The sequence below is a fragment of the Winogradskyella aquimaris genome, from assembly GCF_042676105.1.
In the GTDB taxonomy this organism is placed as follows: domain Bacteria; phylum Bacteroidota; class Bacteroidia; order Flavobacteriales; family Flavobacteriaceae; genus Winogradskyella; species Winogradskyella aquimaris.
Map to the genome: position 1 here is coordinate 141,348 of NZ_JBHTJQ010000002.1, position 25,763 is coordinate 167,110.

Here is a 25,763-nt window from a genome sequence, read left to right on the forward strand (position 1 = left end):
AGATTTATGAGTAATTCATCCGAAAATTTTTTCGAAACAAAAGTCATGGGACATCCAGCGGGTCTGTTTGTCTTATTTTTCACAGAAATGTGGGAGCGTTTTTCGTATTATGGTATGCGTGCTATCCTTGTTATATTTTTAACAGGTGCTTTAGTAGGAGATAATCCTGGGTGGGATTGGGATAAACCGGCAGCACTTTCGCTTTTAGGAACTTATGCTATGTTTGTTTACCTAACACCAATTGTTGGTGGTTGGTTGGCTGACAATAAAATTGGGTATAGAATGGCGGTTGTTATTGGCGCGTTGTTAATGACGCTTGGTCATGCGTCAATGGCCATAGAAACACCAACATTTCTGTACATTGGTATTTCATTATTAATTTTAGGGAATGGGTTTTTTAAGCCAAATATGACGTCTATCATATCAAAGATGTATGAGGGTCATGACGAGAAAAAGGATGGTGCTTACAATATCTTTTATATGGGTGTAAATGCTGGGGCGTTTTTAGGAATTATGCTTTGTGGATGGCTAGGTGAAAATGTTGGATGGAGTTACGGATTTGGTCTAGCAGGTATTTTTATGTTTTTAGGAATGGTTCAGTTTTATTATGCGCAACCGCTCTTTGGTGATGTTGGTGCCAAGCCAAAAAATGAAAAGAAAGGTATTATTGATACATTATCTGAGGATTTAGAGTCTTCGAAAGAAAAGATTAGTGGTAAACTCAATCACTTCATTACTATAGATTATTTGTTAATAGGTGTTTTTATAATATCTGCATTAATTTTTATAGTGAATGACCCATTAAGCAAAATAGGGAATATCAATACACTTAACTTTACGGTAGCTGGAATGACAGATTCTTTATTTTTTGCATTGCTGGCCGCCATATTATTTATTCTAATTCTTATTGTTAGAATACCGCGTTACGAACGAGTGGTAAGAGATCGCATGATTGCTTTTACAATCTTCTGTATTTTTACCATTTTCTTTTGGGCCGCGTTTGAACAAGCAGCAGGTTCTCTGCCTATATACACCAGAGACTTTACCGATAGAGTATTAGAAGGCAATGCGGCATCAATTTTTAAGATTATCGATGCCATTGTAACTGTAGTTCCAATAGGAATAATCACCTATGTTTTAATAAGCTTATTTAGACAAACATTTAGTAGAATTGGTTTTTCTAACATTGTATTAGCAATAAGTTTCGTTATAATTTGGGCATTGGTGATTTATAAGCTTTACATCAACTTTAGTGCAGAGGCAAAAGAAGTTGAAATCACATGGTTTGCTATTTTAAATTCATTATTTATTATCGTATTTGCGCCGTTATTCACAAAATGGTGGGATAGTAAATACAATCCACCAGCATCAGTTAAATATGGATTAGGACTCATTATAATGGCTATTGGGTTTGGCTTATTAGCTTTTGCTACAAGAAATGTGCCTCTGGGTGCAGAAACAGCCAAATTAAGTATGATTTGGTTGGTATTGGCATACTTATTCCATACGCTTGGTGAATTGTGTTTATCACCTATGGGATTATCATATCTAAGTAAGTTAGTCCCTGCCAGAATGGTGGCCTTTATGTTTGGAGTCTATTATTTAGCCATTGCTATAGGTAATAAAATGGCCCACTATGTGGGTGGCGACATCGAAAAGATTACAAAAGAGGATGGGTTATCTTATTTCTTTTTAATATTTACAGTGGTGCCAATTGGACTTGGATTACTATCTTTTGCCTTACACCCATTATTAAAACGATTAATGCACGGTGTACGCTAGTAATACCGTTAAAAATAAATGAAAATGCTCCTATTTAGGAGCATTTTTTGTAAGTTCGGTACAAGTTTTGCAACAAATTGGATATGAAAAGAATTAGACTACTTATAGCGTTTATAGCTTTTGGAACATTAGCCTCGTTTCAAAACGTTAATGAAACACCAGAAAAGGAAATCAACTGGATTACTTTAGAAAGAGCGTTAGAACTTCAAAAAAAGAACCCTAAGAAAATTATTATGGATGTTTATACCACGTGGTGTGGGCCATGCAAAATGCTAGATAAACATACCTTTCATAACGAGGACGTTGTGGATTATGTTAATGCGCATTATTATGCGGTTAAGTTTAATGGTGAAGGGAATGACACGGTAACTTATAAAGATAAAACCTATACGAATCCCAACTATGACGCTACTAAAGCAAACAGACGTAATAGCGCACATGAACTAACACGTACCCTTGGTGTAAGAGCATATCCTACGATGGTATTTTTTGATGAGAATGGCGATTATATCGCACCAATCTCTGGATACTTAAAACCACGACAAATAGAGTTATACCTAAAGTTGTTTAAGACCGATAAGTATAAAGAAATGGATACCCAAGAAAAGTTTAATGAATATTATAAAAGCTTCGAGCCTACATTTAAGGAGTAAATAAATGAATTATTTAATAATAAAAGCTCCCTTTTCATTGGTGTAATGGAAAGGGATTTTTTTTGCTCTACATGTTGCCTTCCAGCGTTCGACATAAGATTTGTAATTACTGGCATCTGCGATTATCTGTTGCGGTCTCAAGCTGTCAATGACCCTATTAAGATTGATTCTTGGCGAATTGCGGAGTAGTATTAAATTTGGATGGAATGATAGGCCTTTATAGAGGCCTAAGCTATCCATAACTAGTATGGTGTTGTTTTTAAATTGGTACACATGTTGCAAACTATCCAAAGTCACAAAATCTATCTGTTCTCCAACTTTGTAATTCTTAATAATAGCATCATCTTTTAGTTTTAAAGAATCTACATTATGATGAACCTCAAGTTTATTATGCGCTCTTAATCCTAATATTGAAAATCGACTTTTATTAAAGACAATAAAAGTATCATCTTTATCCTTAACATTGTTGTAAACGTAAGTGGTTTGAAGACAAATAATAGAGATTAAGCACAAAGAAACCCATTTAAATGTTTTGAATTTATAGAACTGAACTGCGCTGATAATAATCGCGTAAGTACAAATAACCTGGAGTAGGGTAAAGGGAATGTCTCTAAATAGAAACTGTTCAAATTGAGCGATCCAAGCAATAAATCCGTTTAGGGATTCAATGATTAGGCTGTAAATTTCAGCTAATGTTTTAGGGAGAAAATTCAGTAATGCCAAGACAATTACTAAAAGACCTAAGCCAAGTATCAATCCTAAAAACGGAATAACAATGAGATTTGATATAAAAAACAACCCAGGAAACTGGTGAAAATATAAGAGACTGATAGGAACAACCCCAAATTGAGCTGCAAGAGTAACTGTAAATATTTGCCATGGTTTATCGATAATCCAGTATTTAGGTTGCCATAGCTTATATAAAATGGGCTGAATACTAACGATTCCCAAAACAGCTAAATAACTCATTTGAAAACCAACCTCAAATAAAAAAGTAGGTTTTACCAGTAGAATAAGAAATGCTGATATGGCCAAGGTGTTGTAAATATTTGTTGGTCTTTTGAGATGCATTGCAATACTTATAAGGCTAAACATAGAAACAGCTCTGGTAACAGATGGTGACAAACCTGCAATTATGGCAAATAGCCAAAGTAAAAAGACAATAATCAATGGTCTTAAAATACGTCCGTATTTGAGAAGGAGTAATGGTTTAAAAACAAAATTAAGAATAAGTAGGAGTATCCCAACATGTAAACCGGAAACAGCCAGAATGTGTATGGTTCCAGAATTGACATAATTGTTGTAAATACTTTGGTCAATAGTTTGTCTTTGGCCTAAGAGTAGCGCATTGATTATACTTAGCACATCTTTTTGAAATCCAGCTTTAAGAAGTTCTGTATTGACTTTGGTTCTCAAACGATCAGCAAAACCATAAATAGATGTGGGTTGCTCAGATAGTATTAAAATGTCATTGGGCTTAAGATAGGTTTGTTTATATACTTGCTTAAGTTGTAAATAATTGCTGTAGTCAAACTGATGAGGATTTAACGGTTTTTGAATGTCACTTAAGTCAGATTTCGTATAAATAATGCAATCAACGGGAAGAGGATTGAATGTGGTGTCTCTTTTTATATTAAGAAGTAATTTGCCATTAGCTACTTTTTGGTTGGCAGAAATCAAAGAGACGATATATTTGTCATTGTACAAATCGGGTTTGAGATGTTCCTTGACCTTAAACACAATATCAATGACTCCTTTTAATTCTAAGTTGGTATAGTGTTTAGGCTGTAACTGTTCGTTTTGTAGGTTATAAGCGTTTATGCCAATGCTAACCATACAACAATAAGTAATGACAGCAAAAAATGGTGCAGTGCTTACTTTGCGTTTTAGTCTTAGGTAGTAGTAGAAAACGGTACCTATCAAACCTATGGACAAATAAAGCCCCAGGTTAAAACTTATTTTTAAATAATGAGCAGAAATTATGCCCACCATTAAACAAGCCGTGAGTTTTATGATAATAAAATTTAGTAACTTCATGATAATGAGTTACTAATATAATAAAAAGCATTAGTTTGATAAGAAAAATATTACAGAACTCTCCTAGCTTGGACAAAGGCAAAATACCAGTATTTTTCTGCCAGGGAAGAAATTATGACTCCACGGCTCGTTGAGGCGTGAATAAACTCCACGTTACCCGTTCTTACATTAGTTACAATACCTACGTGATTCACCTTACGACTATTTTTTTTGGTGGCAAAGAACACTAAGTCGCCAACATTGACTTCTTTGAGATCAATCCAATTACCAAATGAGGATAAGTCTCGTGTTGTTCTAGGTACAACAATGTCATTATCACCAAAAGTGGTAAAAATTAGACCGGAGCAATCCATACCACGTTTGGTAGTACCACCATATTTATAGCGTGTTCCATTAAATGTTTTGGCATACCTTGCTATAGCTTCACCCTCAGGAGAAGGCTTTATGTTAGAGTTAACTTTTACCGTATGTGTTTGTCTTTTTTTTGTACTGTAGGATTTCTTTGCTTTGCAGCTACTGGCTACTATTAGTAATAAAAGAACAGGTAAAAGGTTTTTCATCTTTAATAATGGGGATTTGTAATTTTTGAAATAATGAGCTTTGCTGCTTTATCACTTGCCCCTTTGCCGCCAAGTTTTTTCTCCAACTCAAAATAATCTAGGAAAAGCTGTTCTCTTTTATCTGGATCAAGAATGGCACTTAGTTCTTTTTTTAAACGTTTTTTGTTTAAATCACCTTGTATGAGCTCGGTCACAACTTCTTTATTCATAATAAGGTTGACCAAGGATATAAACTTTAAGGTAATAATGCGCTTGGCAATTTGGTATGAAATCCAATTTGCTTTGTAGCAAACCACCTGAGGAACTTTATATAAAGCAGTTTCTAAAGTTGCGGTGCCAGAAGTAACTAGCGCAGCATAAGAAATACTCAACAAGTCGTAAGTTTTATTGGAAATAAAGTGAACACGACTCCTTCGTAAAAACTTTTCATAGAATTCAAAATCTTGACTTGGTGCACCTGCTATAACAAATTGGTAATTTTCAAAATCATCTACTAAGCTCAACATGATACCCAGCATTTTGGTAATCTCCTGCTTTCTGCTTCCAGGTAATAAGGCGATAATAGGTTTGGTGCTTAAGTTATGTGTCTTTCTAAATTCATTTTCATTAATTTGAGGGCGGTTAGCGATGGCATCAATTAGCGGGTGCCCAACAAAATGGACGTTATAATTGTATTTGCTATAAAATTCTTTTTCAAATGGTAAAATGCAGTACATTTCATCAATATCATGTTTTATATTTTCTACACGACTGGCTCTAGAGGCCCAAACTTGTGGTGAAATGTAATAGTGTGTCTTGTAATGTTGTGCTTTAGCCCATTTAGCGATCCTCAAGTTAAAACCCGAGTTATCTATGAAGATTATAACATCTGGTTTAAAGGCATCAATATCTTTTTTGCAAAACTTAATATGACCAGAAATTTTTCTGAGATTCATAATAACTTCAGCAAAACCCATAAACTGGCGCTCTTTATAATGCATTACCAAATCACCACCAACAGCCTGCATTAAATCACCGCCCCAGAATCTTACATTGGCCTGCTTGTCTAATTTAAACAAGGCTTTCATAAGATTAGAGCCATGGAGGTCTCCTGAAGCTTCACCTGCAATAATGTAATATTTCACGCTTCTAAATTTAGGTTTGTCATTTATTTGAGCTTCCAGGTATTTAAAGATTGAATGGCATGGTGCGCTGTTAAATCAAACTGTACTGGTACAATCGAAATATAGCCATGTTCTAGTGCCCATTCATCAGTATCTTCACCATTATCCATGTTAACAAATTTACCAGCTAACCAATAGTACTCCCTACCCATTGGGTTGATGCGCTTGTCAAATTCTTCTACCCAATTTGCACGTGCTTGTCTGCAAACTTTTATGCCTTTTATGTCTTCGTTTTTCAGCTTCGGTATGTTTACATTTAAAACAACACCGTCAGGTAAACCGTGTTCTAAAACTTGCATGGTAATGGTTTCTACAAATGATTTACAGTAATCAAAATTAGCATTCCAATTGTAATCTAAAAGTGAAAAGCCTATGGCAGGAATGCCTTCTATACCGGCTTCTAGGGCTGCACTCATTGTGCCTGAATAAATAACATTGATAGAAGAGTTAGAGCCATGGTTAATACCAGAAACACAGATATCAGGTTTTCGTTCTAAAATTTCTCTTACGGCTAGTTTTACGCAGTCTGCTGGTGTGCCTGAACAACTATATTCGGGTTGTTTACCATCAATAACCACTTGTTCCAAATACAGGGTAGAATTAACAGTAATGGCGTGTCCCATAGCGCTCTGAGGGCTATCTGGAGCTACAACAACTACATCACCAATAGTTTTCATGACGCTAATAAGGGTCCGAATACCTGGAGCGGTGATACCATCATCATTTGTCACCAAAATCAAAGGACGTTTAGCCATATACAAAATTAGGTTTAAATAGTGTAAAAATACTAAAAAGCTTAAGAAGTATTTGTGTTTATACCTTTAACAAAAAATTAGTTATGCAATTTTTTATGGCACGGTTTTTTCTTCTATTTTAGTAGAATATTCATTACTTAAGTATAGTAATTAGAAAAATTAGAAAAATGAAAGGGAATTATAAGTTCTTACTGCTGGCTTTGCTCATTGCATTTGCATCCTGCAGTTTTACCAATAAAACATTTGATGACAATCCAGACAAGGATAAATTGCTTATTCAATTAATCACTTATGTGTTGGATAATGGTCATTTTAATCCACAAGATATCAATGATAGCTTTTCGGAGAATGTATATGAAGATTATTTAAATCAATTAGATCCATTTAAGCGTTATTTCTACGAATCTGACATAAAGGAATTTGAAGCTTACAAAACACAGATTGACGACCAGATTAAGGATTATGATGTTGCATTTTTTAATCTAACGCATGAACGCTTATTAAAACGAATTGAAGAGTCTAAAGCGATTTATAAAGAAATTCTTGAAAAACCGTTTGATTTTTCCAAAGACGAAGCGTATACAGCTGACTACGAAACATTGGAATATGTTAAGAATAAACGTGAAATGAAAGAGCGTTGGAGACAACAGTTAAAATTTTCAACAATTGCCAATTATGACGATGCACTGTCACAGCGGGATGACGAACTCGATACCAATGCGCTTCCAGAGAGTGTATTTTCAGCTCAAAATGAAAAATCTAACACTAACGAAAAGAAATCGTTAGAAGAAATCGAAAAGGAAGCTAGGGAAGTTACTAAGCGTTCCCTTGATGAACTTTACGATTTTATTGACGACAGACAACGTAAGGATTGGTTTGCAGTATATATCAATGCTATTGTAGAAGAGTTTGACCCTCATACGTTCTATTTTGCTCCGGAGGACAAAGATCGATTTGATGTGGCCATGTCAGGTAATTTTGAAGGTATTGGAGCAAGGCTTCAAAAGAAAATGGATGCGATTATGGTTAATGAAATCATTAGTGGTGGTCCAGCATGGAGAGCTAATGAGTTAGAGGTCGGGGATCAGATTTTAAAGGTACGTCAGGCAGACGAAGAAGAAGCTGTAAATATCGTTGGTATGCGTTTAGACGATGCCATTAAACTCATTAAAGGCCCAAAAGGAACAACTGTTGTACTGACCTTAAAAAAAGTAGACGGTACCATTGAGGATATTTCTATTACTAGAGATATTGTAGAACTTGAAGAAACATATGCAAAATCATCTACAGTAATCAAAGATGATAAAAAATTTGGTGTCATTAATCTTCCAAAATTTTATGTAGATTTTGAGAACTACAATAAAAGAAATGCGGCCTCTGATATTAAACAAGAAATTATTAGACTAAAAGAAGAAGGTGTTGAAGGGTTAGTGTTAGATTTAAGAAATAATGGTGGTGGCTCTTTGCAAACCGTTGTAGATATTGCTGGATTATTTATCGAAGAGGGACCTATTGTTCAAGTGAAAGAAACGGGTCAGCCAAAAGAAGTGCTGAAAGACAGAGACAAATCTATTGTTTGGGATGGGCCATTGGTGATTTTAGTTAACGAACTTTCAGCGTCGGCCTCCGAGATTTTAGCTGCGGCAATGCAAGATTATAAGCGAGCGATAGTTATTGGGAGTAAACAGACCTATGGTAAAGGAACGGTGCAAAATGTTTTGGATTTAAATCGATTAGTGAGAAATAACTCCAATGGTGATTTGGGAGCACTAAAGTTTACAACTCAAAAGTTTTATAGAGTAAACGGAGGTTCAACCCAGTTAGAAGGCGTAAAAAGCGATGTTATTGTGCCAGACAGATACAGCTACATTGACATAGGGGAAAAAGATCAAGAAAATCCGTTACCTTGGGATAAGATAGATGCTGTAGATTATGAGGTTTGGGGTAATTATTTCGATTATGATACTACCATTGAAAAAAGTAAAGCCCGTATGGCAGCCAACGAGCAATTAAAATTAATTGATGCAAATGCCAAATGGGTAAAGAAAATAAGAGATCGTGAAAGCTATTCTTTAAACTATGAAGACTACAAAAAAGAGATGGAGCTCAATGAAGAAGAGGCAAAACGGTTCGAAAAATTATCAGAGTATAAAACAAATTTAACATTTGGTTCTTTGCCGTATGAGTTAGAGCTAATGGATAAAGATTCTATACTTAAAGAAAAGCGCAACCGATGGCATCAAAGCTTAGCAAAGGACGTTTACATTGAAGAAGCCTTAAATGTTTTGCATGACCTAAAAATGACTTATGCCATAAAAAATAAAGTAGCAGAGGTTAAGAATTAAATTGAGATTACTAATGTCTTAATTGGCTTGATATAGTGTCTCTTTACAGGTAAATTTTGAATAGAAACAACTCATTAACAAGTTTAGCGCTCCAAAAGTTTAAAAGAAACTTTTGGGGCGTTTTCAGTTTGGGGATAATTGTTTGTATCGGTCTAGTTTCAATTTTAGCCTATCTTTTTGCACCAGATGATTCTATGAATGCTAATCAGATGCATTTGTCCATACACTCAAAACCTCCAGGGTTTGAAGTTCAGATGTTAACGATACCGTCGAGTATAGAATCTGAACAAAGTTTTCTGTCAAAATTGTTTTTCGGTGTAGAGAATACAAATACAGAAATTCCGATCCAATCCTTCAAAGTACTGAATAATGAGTTGCACTATGTAGAGTATACCTCAGATGGATTGCAAGGTATAGAAAAGCAAATACCATTAGAGCGATTTCCAAACTCAGAATACAATAATTACATTGAAAACCGAACCTTCATTTTTGGTACAGATAAATATGGTAGAGATTATTTAAGTCGAATATTGATAGGATCGCGTATTTCATTTTTTATTGGTTTTATTGCCGTTTTCATTTCTTTGGTAGTTGGCTTACTCATGGGGAGTTTAGCTGGGTATTATGGAGGAAAAGTGGATGCTGTAATCATGTGGATTATAAACGTGACCTGGTCTATACCAACATTGCTTTTGGTTATAGCAATCACCTTAGCATTGGGCAAAGGCTTTTGGCAGGTATTTATAGCGGTAGGGTTAACGATGTGGGTAGAAGTAGCAAGGGTCGTAAGAGGGCAAATTATAAGCGCCAAAGAGATGCAATACGTTACTGCAGCTAGGGCTCTGGGTTATACAGATTACAGAATTATTACAAAGCACATTTTACCTAATATATTTGGTCCGCTAATTGTGATTTCTGCAGCAAATTTTGCGGCTGCAATACTCATAGAAAGCGGATTGAGTTTTTTAGGAATAGGTGCACAACCACCAATGGCAAGTTGGGGAGCCATGATAAAAGACCACTATAATTATATTATTCTCGGAAAACCGTATCTAGCTTTAATTCCAGGTATTTGTATTATGCTATTAGTGATGGCATTTATGTTGGTTGGAAATGCCTTGCGAGATGCTTTGGATGTTAGGGCTTAAGTCTCATCATTTTTTAAAGCTTCAATCTCTTCGTTAGTAGCTTCAATAAAGTCCAAAACATCATCTTGCCCCATTTTTTTAGAAGACGAGGTAATGAAGTATGGAGGTAATTCTTCCCAGGTTTTTAACAATTCTTGACAATAATCATCAACATGGCGTTCTATGGCTTTGGGCTTTAATTTGTCTGCCTTGGTAAATACAATCCCAAAAGGAATACCTTTTTCACCCAAATATTGCATAAACTCTAAATCGATGATTTGTGGTTGGTGTCTAATATCAACCAAAACAAAAGCAGATACTAATTGTTGTCGTTGTTCAAAATAATTCGTGATAAACTTCTGAAACGCTTTCTTTGAAGTCTTAGAAACTCTGGCATAACCATAACCAGGTAAGTCTACTAAATACCATGTGTCGTTAATGATAAAATGATTAATGAGTTGTGTTTTTCCAGGTCTTCCGGAGGTTTTTGCCAAACTTTTACGATCGGTGAGCATATTAATCAAAGAAGACTTACCTACATTGCTTCGCCCAATAAAAGCATATTCGGGAATACGATTCTTAGGGCATTTGGCCACATCAGAATTACTCATTACAAACTCAGCAGATTTTATCTTCATAATAGGATTCTAGAAAAAAGAAACTTAATAATTTATGCGTTCGTAGATCTTAAAAATTTTAAAATCCACGTTTCACAAGCCAGTTATTTAGCAAGTTATTGAACTCTTCAGGATGCTCCATCATTGCCGCATGCCCGCATTTATCTATCCAAAATAGATCAGAATCAGGTAAAAGGTCGTGAAACTCTTCGGCAACTTCTGGAGGAGTTACAGTATCATTTTTTCCCCAAATAATACAAGTTGGTGTCTGCATTTTAGGGAGGTCTTTAGCCATGTTATGTCTTATCGCACTTTTAGCGATGGCCAAAGTCTTTACAAGTTTATTTCTATCATTGACGGTTTCATAAACTTCATCTACAATCTCCTTGGTGGCAACAGCTGGATCGTAAAATACATCTTGAGCTTTTTTCTTTATCACTTCATAATCACTACGTTTTGTATAGCCGCTTCCCATAGCGCTTTCATACAAACCAGAACTACCTGTAATGACAAGAGCTTTAACTTTATCTGGATATAGTTTAGTGTGATATAGCCCAATATGTCCACCTAAAGAGTTTCCCAATAGAATAACGTTATCTAAACCTTTAAACTCAATAAAATCCTTCAAATAGTTTGCAAAGCTTTTAACGTTAGTTTTTATCAGTGACATTGAGTAAATAGGGAGTTCTGGAATAATAACCTTGTAACCATTTTGACCAAAAAAATTGGTAACGGCGTCAAAATTACTTAATCCTCCCATTAAGCCGTGAAGTACTATTATTGGTGTCCCTTCTCCTACTTCAATATATCTATAATCCTTTTCTTTTTTTAAAAGGTGTGCCATCTATAATGTTAGTGCTTAATGTTAAAAACAAATATAACTAAATCCTTTTTAAAACAAATACAATAATCGCTAATCAATTGGCTTCAATGAAATACAGGTTTTTTTAATCTGTTGATAAACAACACGTCTAAAATTTGTTCTAACCACTTGTGTTTGTTGAGATTTTGGTTTTTGGAGTTGTTAAAACCTAAAACTTTTCAACAAAAGTGGGAGAACGTGGTAAAATGTGGTAAATTTTTCAATATATTTGATTCTTAAACGTTAAAGTGGAAAACCAAGGGTATTGAATTCATTTATTGGAACATACGAGTGTAAAGCAGATGCTAAAGGAAGGCTAATGATTCCTGCGGCATTAAAAAAGCAATTGTCTGCGGCTTTGCAGGATGGCTTTGTGCTTAAGCGCGCTGTGTTTCAGCCATGCTTAGAGTTGTATCCAATGTCGGAGTGGAATGCCTTAATGGCTAAAGTGAATAAGCTTAACCGATTTAAGAAAAAGAATAACGATTTCATTAGACGGTTTACAGCAGGTGTGAAGGTCGTGGAAGTAGACAGTGCAGGGAGGTTGTTAATTCCTAAAGATTTAATGAGTTTTTCAGGAATTACAAAAGAAGTCGTTTTGGCTTCTGCCGTAAACATTATTGAAATATGGGATAAAGACAAGTATGAACAAGCTATTGATGATGCGGCATCGGATTTTGGGGAATTAGCTGAAGACGTTATGGGACAAGATGGTGATGACGATGGAATATCATAATGCAGTTTTACTTAAAGAGACAGTTGATGGTTTAAATATAAAGCCAGATGGGGTTTATGTCGATGTCACATTTGGTGGTGGTGGGCATAGCCGTGAGATCTTATCAAGATTAGGTGCCGAAGGCAAATTGTATGCCTTTGATCAGGATAAGGACGCCTTAGCTAATACAATAGATGATGATCGCTTTGTGCTTATCAATGAGAATTTTAGATATATCAAACGATTTCTAAGGTTTTACGGTGTAAAGGAAGTTGATGGTGTTTTAGCAGATTTTGGGGTGTCATCCCATCAGTTTGATGTCGCTGAGCGTGGTTTTTCAACACGATTTGAAGCGAAGTTGGATATGCGCATGAATCAAGACAATAAGCTTTCGGCTTATGAAATAATCAACGACTATGAAGAGGAACAGTTAAGAGATGTCTTGTCAAAATATGGTGAGTTAAGACAGGCTCCGGCTATGGCTAGGGTAATAGTGTCGGAGCGTAAGTCAGCACCAATCGAAACAAGTGAGCAACTAAAGACGGTATTGAAGAAGTTTCTTAATCATAGAAAAGAGAACAAGGTTCTAGCGCAAATCTATCAGGCTATAAGAATTGAGGTCAATCAGGAGATTGAAGTGCTGAAAGAACTGTTATTGCAAATGCCGGAGATTTTAAAAAAAGGAGGCAGGCTAAGTTTCATATCATACCATTCTCTCGAGGATAGATTGGTAAAGCGTTTTATTAGAAATGGGATGTTTGAAGGTGAGCCAGAACGAGACGTGTTTGGAAATTTTGAAGTACCACTAAAAAAGGTTGGTGGTTTAATAGTACCGAAGGAATCAGAAATAAAAATGAACAATAGAGCGCGAAGTGCCAAACTTCGAATCGCCGAAAAAATATGAAGAAAAGTATCTACAGCATATTAAGGGGAAAGTTTCTAATCAGTGATGATTCGTTTAAAAATTGGCGCATCATCATTTTTATTTCGTTTCTAGCCATCATCATGATAGCGAGCTCGCATAGTGCCGATAAAAAGGTGCATGAAATTGCTAAACTCAATAATCAGGTTAAAGAATTAAGGTCGGCATTTGTAGATGGTCGTTCTAAGCTAATGCGCTTAAAAATGGAATCAACCATAATAAGAAAAGTGGCGGATAAAGGAATTCAGATTTCTGAAATTCCGCCAGTTAAGATAAAAGTAAAATCGTCAATTCAAGAATAAGCCTTGGCAACAACGGAAACAAACATATTAAACAGATTATACTTTGTGGCAGGATGCATGTTTGTGTTCGCTTTAGCTGTTGTATTTAAGCTGTTTAGCATTCAGTTTATTCAAGGTGATGTGTATCGTCAACTTGCAGAGAAAAGGACAGTTAAGGATTTTGATATAGCACCTAATCGCGGAAATGTTTATTCTGCAGATGGCAGTTTATTGGCAACATCAATACCAAAGTACGATATCAGACTTGATGCCGTACAAGCACAACAAGCCGTATTTGATGAGCACATTGGGGCTTTGGCCGATTCACTTTCGGCTTATAAAGGTAAGTCGGCGAGTTATTATAAAGACATCATACGAAAGGCGCGTAGAAACAAGAACAGATATTTTCTATTAGCTAGAAACATCAGCTACTCGGACTATATAAGATTGAGAAACTTTCCGTTGCTCAATAAGGGAGCCATAGGTGGTGGATTAATTGTTGAGCAAACTACCCGAAGAGAACATCCAATGGGAGAAATAGCAGCGAGATCTATCGGTTATGAGCGATTTGATGAAGATGGCAATGTAAGTAGAGCGGGAATAGATGGCGCTTTTGGTGAAAAATATTTACGTGGTGTAAAAGGAAAACGCTTAAAACAAAAAATAGGCAATGGCCAATGGAAGCCTATCGCAGATTTTGATCAGGTGGAACCGCAAGATGGTTATGATGTGTATACCACTATTGATGTGAACATTCAAGACATCGCCCACCATTCTCTTTTAGGTCAGCTTGAGAAGTATGAAGCTGAACACGGCTGTGTGGTGGTTATGGAAGTGAAAACAGGCGAAATAAAGGCTATAGCCAATCTTGCCAAAACATCTAAAGGGACCTACTACGAAAAGAGAAACTATGCGGTCTATGAATCACATGAACCTGGTAGTACATTCAAGGTGATGGCCATGATGGCAGCGCTGGAAGACAAAGTGATAGACACTTCTACGGTTATTGATGCTGCTAATGGACGAAAATATTTTTATGGAAGAATCATCAATGATTCCGGCCATGGTTACGGTAAAATATCAGCAGCAAAAGCTTTGGAGGTATCTTCTAATATCGGTTTGGCGACCATTATAGATGATAACTACGCAAAGGATCCGATGCGATTCATAAACCATATCAAGAGATGGAAACTTAATGATTCTTTAGATATTCCGATTCAAGGAGAGGGTATTCCTAATATACCTGAACCAGGAAAGTCTAATTGGAGTAAAAATGCTTTGCCATCTATGGCATATGGCTATAATTTGGCTATTACACCTTTGCAAACGCTAACATTCTATAATGCTATAGCCAATGGTGGTCAGATGATAAAACCACGGTTTATACGCTCGGTAAAATCATTCGATAAAGATATTGAAGTATTTGATAAAGAGGTTTTGGTCAATAAAATCTGTTCTGATAAAACTTTGGCCGAAATAAAGGATATTCTTAAAAATATAGTGATTAGGGGAACAGGACAACGTATGTATTCCGAAACATTTTCTATGGCAGGTAAAACAGGTACGGCTCGTACAGACTATGCGAATTACGAAGAATGGATAAAGGAAAGAAAATACATTTCGTCTTTTGCAGGATACTTTCCTGCAGATAACCCAAAATATTCCTGTATTGTGGTCATCCATAAGCCAAGTACCAAGGTTGGGTATTATGGTGCCGATGTTTCTGGTCCAGTTTTCAAGCGTATTGCGCAAAAAATTTATACGGATACGCCATTAATTGATGAGGTAAAAACTTTGGAGTTTAAAAACGATCTGGTCATTAACGAGTATGAAACCTACTTTGAAAATGCACGTAAGTATAAAGAATTAATGCCAAGTGTTGTTGGTATGCCAGCAATGGATGCCATCGCCTTACTCGAAAACCTTGAGGTTAATATAAAGGTGAAATTAAAAGGAAGCGGTACAGTTAGATCTCAATCTATAGAAAAACACCAAAAACTTAAACCTAACCAAACAATAGTTCTAGAAGCCTCATGACCTTTTTGAAAGACATATTGTATAAGGTTACCATTAATGCAGTTGTTGGCAGTACAAGTACCGCTGTAAACAAAATAGAATTCGATTCCCGAAAAATTGAAACAAATGATGTATTTGTAGCTATTCGTGGAACTGTAACCGATGGCCATAACTATATTGCCAAAGCGATCACAAATGGTGCTTCTTCTGTTGTTTGTGAAGTTTTGCCAGATTCCTTACAAGATGGAATTACTTATATAGAAGTGGCTAATTCCAATCAAGCATTGGCCTATATGGCTGCCAATTATTATGAGCATCCATCAGAAAATTTAAAGTTGGTAGGTGTAACGGGTACTAACGGTAAAACTACAGTAACCAGTTTGCTGTATCAGTTATTCAAAAAAGCAGGTTATAAAGTTGGGTTGTTATCTACGGTTAAAATAATGGTAGATAATACCGAACATAAGGCAACCCATACTACACCGGATTCATTAACCATCAATAAGTATTTAAAACTTATGAATGATGAAGGGGTGGAATTCTGTTTTATGGAGGCGAGTTCACATGGTATTCACCAAAGTAGAACAGAAGGCTTAAAGTTTGCGGGAGGTATTTTTACCAATCTCTCTCACGATCATTTAGACTACCATAATACGTTTGCTGAATACAGAGATGTAAAAAAATCATTTTTCGATCAGTTGCCTAAAAATGCTTTTGCATTATCTAACATAGATGATAAAAATGGTTTGGTGATGTTACAAAACACGCAAGCAAAGAAATTTACCTATGCCTTAAAGAACTACGCTGATTTTAGAGCCCAGATTTTGGAGAATGAATTCAGTGGTCTCCTTCTTAAAGTAAATGAAAGTGAATTATGGACAAAACTCATAGGGAGTTTTAATGCCTATAACATTCTGGCAATTTATGGTGCAGCAGAATTATTGGGTCTTGAAAAAAATGAAATTCTTAGGCTTATAAGTGAGTTAGAAAATGTCTCGGGTCGATTTCAATATTTTATTTCAGAGGAAAAAATAACGGCCATAGTAGATTATGCACATACACCAGATGCCCTAAAAAATGTCCTTGAGACTATTAATAGTATCCGCACAAAAAATGAAGAATTAATCACTGTTGTAGGTTGTGGTGGAGATAGGGATAAAACCAAGCGGCCAAAAATGGCTCAGATTGCATCAGCTCTAAGTACGAAAGTAATTTTTACTAGTGACAATCCAAGGAGTGAGGATCCAGATGCCATAATTAAAGACATGGAAAGCGGTGTAGAGCCGCAAAATTTTAAAAAAACATTGTCTATTACAGACAGAAAACAAGCTATAAAAACCGCCTGCCAAATGGCAGAGGCTAATGATATTATCCTTATTGCGGGCAAGGGCCATGAAACCTATCAAGAGATAAAAGGGGAGCGCTTTGATTTTGATGATTATAAAATCGTAAGCGATTTTTTAAAACAATTACAAAAGTAAATACGTAGATGCTGTATTATTTATTTGAATATTTAGAACAACAATTTCAGTTTCCTGGGGCATCACTGTTTGGGTTCTTAACCTTTAGAGCAGCAATGGCGGTTATTTTGTCGTTGCTAATTTCTACCATTTATGGTAAGCGAATTATAACGTTTTTAAGAAAAAAACAGGTTGGTGAGACCATCCGTGATTTAGGTCTAGAGGGGCAGGTAGAAAAGGCAGGTACGCCTACAATGGGAGGACTTATCATTATTTTGGCGACGTTGCTTCCGGTAGTGTTAATTGCTAAACTCGAAAACATCTACATTATTCTACTTATCATTACCACCCTTTGGATGGGAACAATTGGGTTTATTGATGATTACATCAAAAAATTCAAAAATGATAAGCAGGGCTTAAAAGGAAAATTTAAAGTTCTTGGGCAGGTTGGATTAGGTCTTATTGTTGGGCTAACCTTGTACTTCCACGACGATGTAACGATTAAAGAAGAGTTGCCTGAACAGGTACAACGCCAATTATTGGCTGAAAACCCAAATATTCCGGAAGCACAATTGTTTGATGTCGCAGAGAAATCTACTAAAACTACCATTCCTTTTGTAAAAAACAATGAGTTTGATTATTCAAGTTTAATCACATGGATCAGTCCAGATTTAGAAAGCTATGCCTGGATTATTTTTGTTTTGGTGAGTATCGTCATTGTCACTGCGGTCTCTAACGGTGCCAATCTAACCGATGGTATCGACGGACTTGCTGCCGGTACATCTGCTATAGTTGTACTAACCTTGGGAATTTTTGCTTGGGTCTCTGGTAACATTATTTTCTCCAAATACCTCAATATCATGTACATCCCACAAGTAGAGGAGATTACGATTTACATCGCAGCATTTGTGGGGGCACTTGTTGGATTCTTATGGTACAACGCTTATCCAGCTCAAGTCTTTATGGGAGATACAGGTAGTTTAACTATTGGAGGTATCATCGCAGTCATAGCCATAGCCGTAAGAAAGGAATGGTTGATTCCTGTGCTGTGCGGTATTTTCTTAGCAGAAAACTTATCGGTCATGATGCAGGTGAGTTATTTCAAATACACAAAGAAAAAATATGGTGAAGGTAGGCGCATTTTTAAAATGTCGCCATTACATCACCACTATCAGAAGTCAGGATATCACGAAAGTAAAATAGTGACACGATTTTGGATTGTTGGAATTCTATTGGCCATTATATCAATTGTGACATTGAAGATCAGATAATGAGAAGGTTAGTGATTCTTGGTGGTGGAGAAAGTGGAGTAGGAACTGCTTTATTGGGAAAGGCAAAAGGGTATGACGTATTTGTTTCCGATAAAGGGAAGATTAAGGAAAAGTATAGAGACGTTCTTTTAAATAATGAGATTGAATTTGAAGATGAACAGCATACGGAATCCAAGATTCTAGATGCAGACATTGTTATGAAAAGTCCTGGTATACCGGATAAGGTAGCTTTGGTAAAGGAAATCAGAACAGCCGGTATTAAGGTCGTATCCGAAATCGAGTTTGCCTCAAATTTTACGGACGCAACTTTAGTGGCTATAACAGGGAGCAATGGTAAAACAACGACTGCAACCCTAACACATCATTTGTTGAAACGAACGCTGGATGTGGGTTTAGCAGGAAATATTGGTGACAGTTTTGCCAAACAAATTTTGGATAAAAACCATGAGAATTATGTGTTAGAGGTGAGTAGTTTTCAATTAGATGACATACACAATTTTAAACCTAAGATAGCGGTATTAACCAATATCACACCAGATCACCTCGATCGATATGATTACAAGTTTGAAAATTATATCGCATCAAAATTCAGAATTGTAGAGAATCAGACCAAAGACGACTATTTCATTTATGATGCAGATGACGAAGTGATTTCAGAAAAATTGAAAAACCATCCTATTCAATCTAAAAAACTGCCTTTTTCCTTGAAAAGAGAAATTGAAGAAGGTGCTTACTATAAAGACAAAAACATAATAATAACGATAGATAACAACAAAATAATTATGCCAACAGAAAACATAACCTTAGAAGGGAAGCATAACGTTAAAAACGCTATGGCAGCTTCTACTGTAGCACATTTGCTAAAAATAAGAAAGCAGACCATACGAGAGAGTTTAGAAAACTTTCAAGGAGTGGAGCATCGATTAGAACATGTATTAAAAATCAATAAGGTGCAATACATAAATGATTCTAAAGCAACTAACGTCAATGCCACTTATTTCGCCTTGGAGAGTATGGATGCACCTACCGTATGGATTGTTGGAGGAGTGGACAAAGGGAATGATTACAAGGAGTTATTTCCATTTGTTAACGAAAAAGTTAAGGCCATCATTTGCCTCGGTGTTGATAATAAAAAGCTCTATGAGGCCTTTGGAAATATGGTAGATATCATTGTAGAGACACAGTATATGAGTGAGGCCGTTAAAATAGCTTATAAGGTGGCAGAAGCAGGGGATAATGTATTATTATCTCCAGCGTGTGCTAGCTTCGATTTGTTTGAAAATTATGAAGATAGAGGACGACAGTTTAAGGAGGCTGTAAGGAATTTATAGTAAACGAAAAGTTGAATTAGGGACTCAACTATAAAAGGTTAAGCGTGCAAAATATATTTTCACAGATAAAAGGAGATAGAGCCATATGGGCTATAGCTACATTGTTGGCTATATTTTCGTTTTTACCAGTCTACAGTGCCGCCAGTAATTTGGCATATGCAGGAGGTACGGGTGGTAATACGTTTTCCTTTTTTGTAAAGCACTTTGTACACCTGTCCTTAGGTTTCGCAATTATGTATGCGGTACATAAAATCCCTTATAGATATTTCAAGGGGCTGTCCATGGTGTTAATTCCTGTGGTCTTAGTGCTTTTGTTAATAACAATTTTACAAGGTTCGACGAATGCTCAAGGGACAAATACAAGCCGCTGGATCCAAATTCCAATAGTCAATATGTCCTTTCAGACATCAACATTTGCAGCAGTTGTTTTAATGGTATACGTGGCGCGCTATCTTTCAAAAATAAGAGAGAAAAATGTAAGCTTTAAAGAGACGATTTTACCACTTTGGGGACCTGTGTTTTTTATTCTCATTTTAATACTTCCCGCAAATTTTTCGACTACGGCTATCATATTTACCATGGTAATGATGTTAGCCTTTATTGGAGGGTATCCCATTAAATACCTTTTGGTAATTATAGGTTCTGGATTGTTGGCATTAACCATGTTTGTGCTTGTGGCCAAGGCTTTTCCAGAGGCGATGCCCAACCGAGTAGATACCTGGATGAGTAGAATAGAAAATTTTGCCAATGGAGAAGATACTGAAGAAGATTATCAAATTGAGAAGGCTAAAATTGCCATAGCAACAGGTATAAAGCCCTTAGGACCAGGGAAAAGTGTTCAGAAAAACTTTTTACCACAGTCATCATCAGATTTCATATTTGCTATCATCATTGAGGAATACGGCTTGTTTGGCGGTATTTTTTTATTGGTCATGTATTCTTGGTTACTGCTCAGAATTGTAGTGGTGTCACAAAAAGCAGATACCATATTTGGCATGCTGTTGGTTCTTGGTGTTGGTTTACCTATTGTATTTCAGGCATTAATTAATATGGCTGTGGCGGTTGAGCTATTTCCGGTAACAGGACAAACCTTACCATTGATAAGTAGCGGAGGTACATCCATTTGGATGACATGTATGGCCATAGGAATCATTTTAAGCGTGAGTGCAAAGCGTCAGGAAATCAAAGAAAATGAAGTGTTAGAAGGAGATAATCCCTTGGATATTTTAGGTGAAACTATATAATGAGTAATTATAAATTCATATTGTCAGGTGGAGGCACAGGAGGTCATATTTATCCTGCCATCGCTATTGCTAACGAATTAAAATTGCGTTACCCAGACGCTGAATTTTTATTCGTAGGTGCATCAGACCGTATGGAAATGGATAAAGTACCTCAGGCGGGTTATCCAATAGAAGGGTTGTGGATTTCTGGTATTCAAAGAAAACTAACCTTCAAAAACTTGATCTTTCCATTTAAACTTTTAATAAGCTTACTCAGATCTCGTAAAATTATAAAAACGTTTAAGCCAAGTGTCGTTATAGGTACTGGAGGCTTTGCAAGTGGACCGCTACTGCAGGTGGCAACCTCTAAAGGTATACCAAGTTTAATTCAAGAACAGAATTCGTACCCAGGAATCACCAATAAATTATTAGGTAAAAAGGTGGATACAATTTGTGTTGCTTATAAAGGATTGGAAAAGTTCTTTCCTAAAGAAAAACTAAGACTTACAGGTAATCCCATACGAAAAGATTTGTTAGCTGTAAAAGGAAAGCATATTGAAGGCAAAGATGCTTTTAAGCTTATTCATAGCAAGCATACATTATTAGTATTGGGAGGTAGTCTTGGTGCAAGAAGGATCAATGAATTAATTGAGGCGAATCTCGAATTTTTTGAGGAACAGAATGTACAACTCATATGGCAATGCGGTAAGTTGTATTTTGATCAGTATAAGCAGTATAATACTTTAAAGCATGTACAAGTGCATGCATTTTTAAATAATATGGATATGGCCTATGCGGCTGCAGATGTCATTATCTCAAGAGCCGGAGCTATTTCGGTTTCTGAATTATGTATTGTTGGTAAACCAACCATTTTTATACCATCGCCTAATGTTGCAGAAGATCATCAAACCAAAAATGCTAGTGCTGTTGCAGCGAAAAATGCTGCGATTTTAATCAAGGAGAGTGAATTGGATAATGAATTTCAAAAACAATTTTCTGATTTGATCACAAACGGTGAAAAGCAATCAGAACTAAGTAAAAATATAGAAGTTTTGGCACTCGTCAACGCGACGAGAGATATTGTAGATGAGGTAGAAAAACTATTAAAAAATAAATGAATTTAAACGCTATAAATAACGTCTATTTTATCGGTATTGGAGGTATCGGTATGAGTGCTTTGGCGCGTTATTTCATGGCTAATGGAAAACGGGTATCAGGATATGATAAAACATCTTCAGATATCACTGAAAGTTTACAAGGTTTAGGGTTTGAGATTCATTTTAATGATGATATGACCGAAGTTAGTGAGGAGTTTTTAAATCAAGAAAACACCTTAATAGTTTATACACCAGCTATTCCAAATAACCATACCGAGTTAAACTATTTTAAAAACAATGGTTTTAAAGTCTATAAGCGTTCTCAAGTCTTAGGAGAAATCACTAAGCAAAGCACATGTTTAGCAGTTGCTGGTACACACGGTAAGACTACAACGACAAGTATATTAGGACATTTATTAAGCGAATGTAAAGTAGCAGTTACAGCGTTTTTGGGTGGAATTAGTGAGAACTACAATTCAAATCTAATCTTAAAAGGTACAGAAGTCACTGTGGTAGAAGCTGATGAATTTGATCGTTCTTTTTTAACCTTATCACCAGATTTGGCGTGCATCACTTCCATGGATGCCGATCATCTGGATATTTATGGGGATGCTGCAGAACTCACCAAGACATTTAAGGCATTTTCAGAATGCATAAAACCTAACGGTAAACTGTTTGTGAAAAACGGATTGCCATTAAACGGAATTACGTACGGTATTGATGACGATTCCGATTATACAGCTAAAAATATTAGAATTACAAATGGTAGTTATGTGTTTGATGTGCAAACACCTAACGGTTTATATAAAGATTTTCAATTTAACCTACCTGGTAGACATAATTTGTCGAATGCAATAATCGCCTTGGCGATGGCTGCTGAATACGGTTGCCCTCACAACCAGCTTGCCAAGGCTTTAGCATCTTACAAAGGGGTTAAAAGACGGTTTACCTACCAAATCAAAACAAATGATTTAGTCTTCATAGATGATTATGCCCATCATCCAGAAGAAATAAATGCGGTACATCAAGCGGTGCGTGAAATGTATTCGGATAAAAAAGTGTTGGCGATTTTTCAGCCACATTTGTACAGTCGTACACGAGATTTTGTAGATGGTTTTGCAGAAAGCCTTTCAAAGTTCGATGAAATATTGCTTTTGGATATATATCCAGCAAGAGAATTACCAATAGAAGGGGTCACATCCCAATGGCTATTAGATAAGATTGAAAACCCCAATAAAAAGCTGATTTCCAAGTCGGCAATCGTAGATGAAATTAAAGCTTCAAATGCCCAAGTTGTTTTAACTATCGGTGCAGGGGATATAGGAGTCGAAGTAAAACGGATAAAAAACGCTTTTAGTGTTGCGAGTTAATATTAACTACATAAAAATCATTGTGTTACTGGTCTTGGTCAGTGTTCTCTTTGCATTTTCAAATTACAGAAATGCGAATCGAAAAGTAGCTGAGCCAACAATTGAGTTTGTGGGTGAAAACAAGTTGTTTATCACAGAGTCAACTGTTAGTAAATTGTTAATACAAAATCAAGGCACCGTTGCGGGACAACCTAAAGAAATTATAGATTTGAACGAATTAGAAACGGCCCTGAATTCTAATCCAATGATAAAGAAAGCTGAGGTGTTTATGTCAGTAAACGGTAAGCTTTCTGCGGAAATTGAACAAAAACGACCTATTGCTAGGGTTCAAACAAATGCATCATATTATATCGATGATCAAGGATCGTATATGCCTTTGTCATCTAATTATGCTGCTAGAGTACCCTTAGTTACTGGTAGTGTTAAGAAAAATAATCTCAAAACAGTATTTCAATTTGCAAAGGCTGTAGACCAAGATGAATTTTTAAAGAAACACGTCATCGAAATTCGTCAGAATGATGACGAAACCATTGATTTTAAAATTAGAAGGAGTGATTTTTTGGTTCATTTAGGAACCTTAAACCAGCTTCAGAAAAAGATAAACAATTTTAAAGCCTTTTATCAAAAGGCCTTAAAGGATAAGATTTTAGATAACTATAAGCTTGTAAATCTCAAATTTGATAAACAAGTGATTTGCACCAAAACTTAGACTATGGACGAGCACAACATTTCGGTAGGTTTAGATATAGGGACTACAAAAATTGTGGCCATGATTGGGCGCAAAAATGAGTATGGTAAAGTTGAAATTCTAGGTGTAGGTAAATCCAAAAGTTTGGGAGTGCACCGCGGTGTTGTAAACAATATTACACAGACTATTCAATCTATTCAGCAAGCGGTTCAAGAAGCGGAAGCTGCAGCATCAGAAAAGATTGAGGATGTCACCGTTGGTATTGCGGGGCAGCACATCCGTAGTTTACAACATAGCGATTATATCACAAGACCAAATTCAGAATTGGTCATAGATGAAGCCGATATTGATCGTCTTATCAATCAGGTACACAAGTTAGTCATGCTACCAGGTGAAGAAATCATACATGTTTTACCACAAGAGTTCAAAGTAGATGGGCAAGCAGAGATAAAAGAGCCAATCGGTATGTATGGCGGTAGGTTAGAAGCCAACTTCCATGTTGTTGTTGGTCAGGTTTCATCTATTAGAAACATAGGACGTTGTGTTAAGAGTGCAGGCTTAGAGTTAGAAGGCATCACGTTAGAACCCTTGGCCTCAGCAAATGCGGTATTGAGTCAAGAAGAAAAGGAAGCTGGTGTGGCTTTGATAGACATTGGAGGTGGAACAACCGATTTAGCTGTTTTTAAAGATGGCATCATTCGTCACACGGCTGTTATCCCGTTCGGTGGTAATGTTATCACCGAAGATATCAAGGAAGGTTGCTCAATTATTGAAAAGCAAGCCGAACTTTTAAAGATAAAATTTGGTTCAGCATGGCCTGGAGAAAATAAAGACAATGAAATTGTATCCATTCCAGGACTTAGAGGAAGAGAGCCTAAAGAAATTACCTTAAAAAATCTATCGAAGATAATCCATGCTAGAGTTGTGGAAATCATTGAGCAAGTTTACGTAGAGATAAAAAACTACGGTCATGAGGAACAAAAGAAAAAGCTTATAGCTGGTATTGTTTTAACAGGAGGAGGAAGCCAGTTAAAACATTTAAAGCAGCTCGTGGAATATATCACGGGAATGGATACTAGAATTGGGTATCCTAATGAGCATTTAGCAGGTGATAGCGATGAAGATATCGCAAGCCCATTATTTGCTACTGCAGTTGGTCTGGTGATGGACGGTCTCAAGCGACATGAGCGCAGAAAAGCTGAAGCACTAGAGGAAGATGTATTCAAGGCGTCTGAAAACGAAGGTGAACAAGATACAGATCAAGAAGCAGTTATTGAAGAACCAAAGAAAGAGCGACGCTCCTTCTTAGACAAGTTAACCGAGCGTGTCAAAGAATTTTTAGACAACGCAGAATAGGGCTGAGTGTAAAGAAATTGTCCAGTGGACAATTTTAACGAAGAGCCAGCGCTGAGGCGAGGGTTTAAAAAGATAAAACATGAAGGAGTAGATAATCATCATGTGTTTAAAAGAATAAGCAAAATTTAAAAG

Annotated in this window: 22 protein-coding genes; 16 read left to right on the forward strand and 6 right to left on the reverse strand. The window is 36.2% G+C overall.

From position 1 onward, the window contains the following. Nucleotides 1–6 precede the first annotated feature (6 nt). Both ACFQ1K_RS01160 and ACFQ1K_RS01165 read left to right on the forward strand, forming a co-directional pair. Nucleotides 7–1,782, forward strand: a complete 1,776-nt coding sequence (locus ACFQ1K_RS01160; RefSeq protein ID WP_320555664.1) for a peptide MFS transporter — start codon at nucleotides 7–9, stop codon at nucleotides 1,780–1,782. Between the two features lie 83 nt (nucleotides 1,783–1,865). Continuing rightward, nucleotides 1,866–2,435 (forward strand): thioredoxin family protein, encoded by a 570-nt coding sequence (locus ACFQ1K_RS01165; protein WP_320555663.1) that lies wholly within the window; start codon nucleotides 1,866–1,868, stop codon nucleotides 2,433–2,435. A gap of 9 nt (nucleotides 2,436–2,444) precedes the next feature. Here ACFQ1K_RS01165 and ACFQ1K_RS01170 read toward each other — a convergent pair whose 3' ends face one another. From ACFQ1K_RS01170 to surE, 4 genes are read right to left on the reverse strand one after another with little or no spacing between them, the layout of a single operon-like run. Then, the gene (locus tag ACFQ1K_RS01170) at nucleotides 2,445–4,472 is read right to left on the reverse strand and encodes a ComEC/Rec2 family competence protein (protein WP_320555662.1); all 2,028 of its coding nucleotides are present in this window, start codon (nucleotides 4,470–4,472) and stop codon (nucleotides 2,445–2,447) included. A 50-nt stretch (nucleotides 4,473–4,522) separates the two neighbouring features. Next, nucleotides 4,523–5,032 carry a C40 family peptidase gene (locus ACFQ1K_RS01175; RefSeq protein ID WP_320555661.1) on the reverse strand — a complete coding sequence of 170 codons (510 nt, stop codon included), beginning with the start codon at nucleotides 5,030–5,032 and terminating at the stop codon, nucleotides 4,523–4,525. Between the two features lie 2 nt (nucleotides 5,033–5,034). Then, on the reverse strand, nucleotides 5,035–6,156 hold the full coding sequence (lpxB, locus tag ACFQ1K_RS01180; protein WP_320555660.1) for a lipid-A-disaccharide synthase: 1,122 nt from the start codon (nucleotides 6,154–6,156) through the stop codon (nucleotides 5,035–5,037). 23 nt (nucleotides 6,157–6,179) lie between these two features. Then, the gene (gene surE, locus ACFQ1K_RS01185; protein WP_320555659.1) at nucleotides 6,180–6,950 is read right to left on the reverse strand and encodes a 5'/3'-nucleotidase SurE; all 771 of its coding nucleotides are present in this window, start codon (nucleotides 6,948–6,950) and stop codon (nucleotides 6,180–6,182) included. A gap of 167 nt (nucleotides 6,951–7,117) precedes the next feature. Here surE and ACFQ1K_RS01190 point away from each other — a divergent pair, with 167 nt between their 5' ends. After that, nucleotides 7,118–9,295 carry a carboxy terminal-processing peptidase gene (locus tag ACFQ1K_RS01190; protein WP_320555658.1) on the forward strand — a complete coding sequence of 726 codons (2,178 nt, stop codon included), beginning with the start codon at nucleotides 7,118–7,120 and terminating at the stop codon, nucleotides 9,293–9,295. 53 nt (nucleotides 9,296–9,348) lie between these two features. Then, entirely contained in the window at nucleotides 9,349–10,443 is a 1,095-nt protein-coding gene (locus ACFQ1K_RS01195; protein WP_320555773.1) for an ABC transporter permease, read from the forward strand. On the opposite strand, the gene yihA is transcribed toward ACFQ1K_RS01195, so the two are convergent. Beyond that, nucleotides 10,440–11,060 (reverse strand): ribosome biogenesis GTP-binding protein YihA/YsxC, encoded by a 621-nt coding sequence (yihA, locus tag ACFQ1K_RS01200; protein ID WP_320555657.1) that lies wholly within the window; start codon nucleotides 11,058–11,060, stop codon nucleotides 10,440–10,442. The two genes, ACFQ1K_RS01195 and yihA, sit on opposite strands and share 4 nt — an antisense overlap. A gap of 58 nt (nucleotides 11,061–11,118) precedes the next feature. Further along, a complete protein-coding gene (locus tag ACFQ1K_RS01205) occupies nucleotides 11,119–11,883 on the reverse strand; it encodes an alpha/beta fold hydrolase (RefSeq protein ID WP_320555656.1) in 765 nt (254 codons plus the stop codon). Between the two features lie 283 nt (nucleotides 11,884–12,166). Here ACFQ1K_RS01205 and mraZ point away from each other — a divergent pair, with 283 nt between their 5' ends. The 12 genes from mraZ to ftsA are packed head-to-tail and all read left to right on the forward strand — an operon-like array spanning nucleotide 12,167 to nucleotide 25,631. Beyond that, nucleotides 12,167–12,637, forward strand: coding sequence for a division/cell wall cluster transcriptional repressor MraZ (gene mraZ / locus ACFQ1K_RS01210; protein WP_320555655.1), 471 nt, complete (start codon nucleotides 12,167–12,169; stop codon nucleotides 12,635–12,637). Beyond that, on the forward strand, nucleotides 12,624–13,520 hold the full coding sequence (gene rsmH / locus ACFQ1K_RS01215) for a 16S rRNA (cytosine(1402)-N(4))-methyltransferase RsmH (RefSeq protein WP_320555654.1): 897 nt from the start codon (nucleotides 12,624–12,626) through the stop codon (nucleotides 13,518–13,520). Before mraZ ends, rsmH begins: the two co-directional genes overlap by 14 nt. Further along, on the forward strand, nucleotides 13,517–13,840 hold the full coding sequence (locus tag ACFQ1K_RS01220; protein ID WP_320555653.1) for an FtsL-like putative cell division protein: 324 nt from the start codon (nucleotides 13,517–13,519) through the stop codon (nucleotides 13,838–13,840). The genes rsmH and ACFQ1K_RS01220 overlap by 4 nt, the downstream gene beginning before the upstream one ends. 57 nt (nucleotides 13,841–13,897) lie before the next feature. Then, nucleotides 13,898–15,856 (forward strand): penicillin-binding protein, encoded by a 1,959-nt coding sequence (locus ACFQ1K_RS01225; protein ID WP_320555772.1) that lies wholly within the window; start codon nucleotides 13,898–13,900, stop codon nucleotides 15,854–15,856. Continuing rightward, nucleotides 15,853–17,316, forward strand: coding sequence for a UDP-N-acetylmuramoyl-L-alanyl-D-glutamate--2,6-diaminopimelate ligase (locus ACFQ1K_RS01230; RefSeq protein WP_320555652.1), 1,464 nt, complete (start codon nucleotides 15,853–15,855; stop codon nucleotides 17,314–17,316). Before ACFQ1K_RS01225 ends, ACFQ1K_RS01230 begins: the two co-directional genes overlap by 4 nt. An 8-nt stretch (nucleotides 17,317–17,324) precedes the next feature. Next, nucleotides 17,325–18,566 (forward strand): phospho-N-acetylmuramoyl-pentapeptide-transferase, encoded by a 1,242-nt coding sequence (gene mraY, locus ACFQ1K_RS01235; RefSeq protein ID WP_320555651.1) that lies wholly within the window; start codon nucleotides 17,325–17,327, stop codon nucleotides 18,564–18,566. Next, entirely contained in the window at nucleotides 18,566–19,897 is a 1,332-nt protein-coding gene (gene murD, locus ACFQ1K_RS01240; protein WP_320555650.1) for a UDP-N-acetylmuramoyl-L-alanine--D-glutamate ligase, read from the forward strand. Before mraY ends, murD begins: the two co-directional genes overlap by 1 nt. Nucleotides 19,898–19,941: 44 nt before the next feature. Continuing rightward, a complete protein-coding gene (locus ACFQ1K_RS01245) occupies nucleotides 19,942–21,141 on the forward strand; it encodes an FtsW/RodA/SpoVE family cell cycle protein (protein ID WP_320555649.1) in 1,200 nt (399 codons plus the stop codon). Next, the gene (gene murG, locus ACFQ1K_RS01250; RefSeq protein WP_320555648.1) at nucleotides 21,141–22,238 is read left to right on the forward strand and encodes an undecaprenyldiphospho-muramoylpentapeptide beta-N-acetylglucosaminyltransferase; all 1,098 of its coding nucleotides are present in this window, start codon (nucleotides 21,141–21,143) and stop codon (nucleotides 22,236–22,238) included. Before ACFQ1K_RS01245 ends, murG begins: the two co-directional genes overlap by 1 nt. Then, nucleotides 22,235–23,587 (forward strand): UDP-N-acetylmuramate--L-alanine ligase, encoded by a 1,353-nt coding sequence (gene murC / locus ACFQ1K_RS01255; RefSeq protein WP_320555647.1) that lies wholly within the window; start codon nucleotides 22,235–22,237, stop codon nucleotides 23,585–23,587. The genes murG and murC overlap by 4 nt, the downstream gene beginning before the upstream one ends. Beyond that, a complete protein-coding gene (locus ACFQ1K_RS01260; RefSeq protein WP_386133592.1) occupies nucleotides 23,574–24,296 on the forward strand; it encodes a cell division protein FtsQ/DivIB in 723 nt (240 codons plus the stop codon). The genes murC and ACFQ1K_RS01260 overlap by 14 nt, the downstream gene beginning before the upstream one ends. Nucleotides 24,297–24,299: 3 nt before the next feature. Continuing rightward, entirely contained in the window at nucleotides 24,300–25,631 is a 1,332-nt protein-coding gene (ftsA, locus tag ACFQ1K_RS01265) for a cell division protein FtsA (RefSeq protein ID WP_320555645.1), read from the forward strand. Nucleotides 25,632–25,763: the final 132 nt, after the last annotated feature.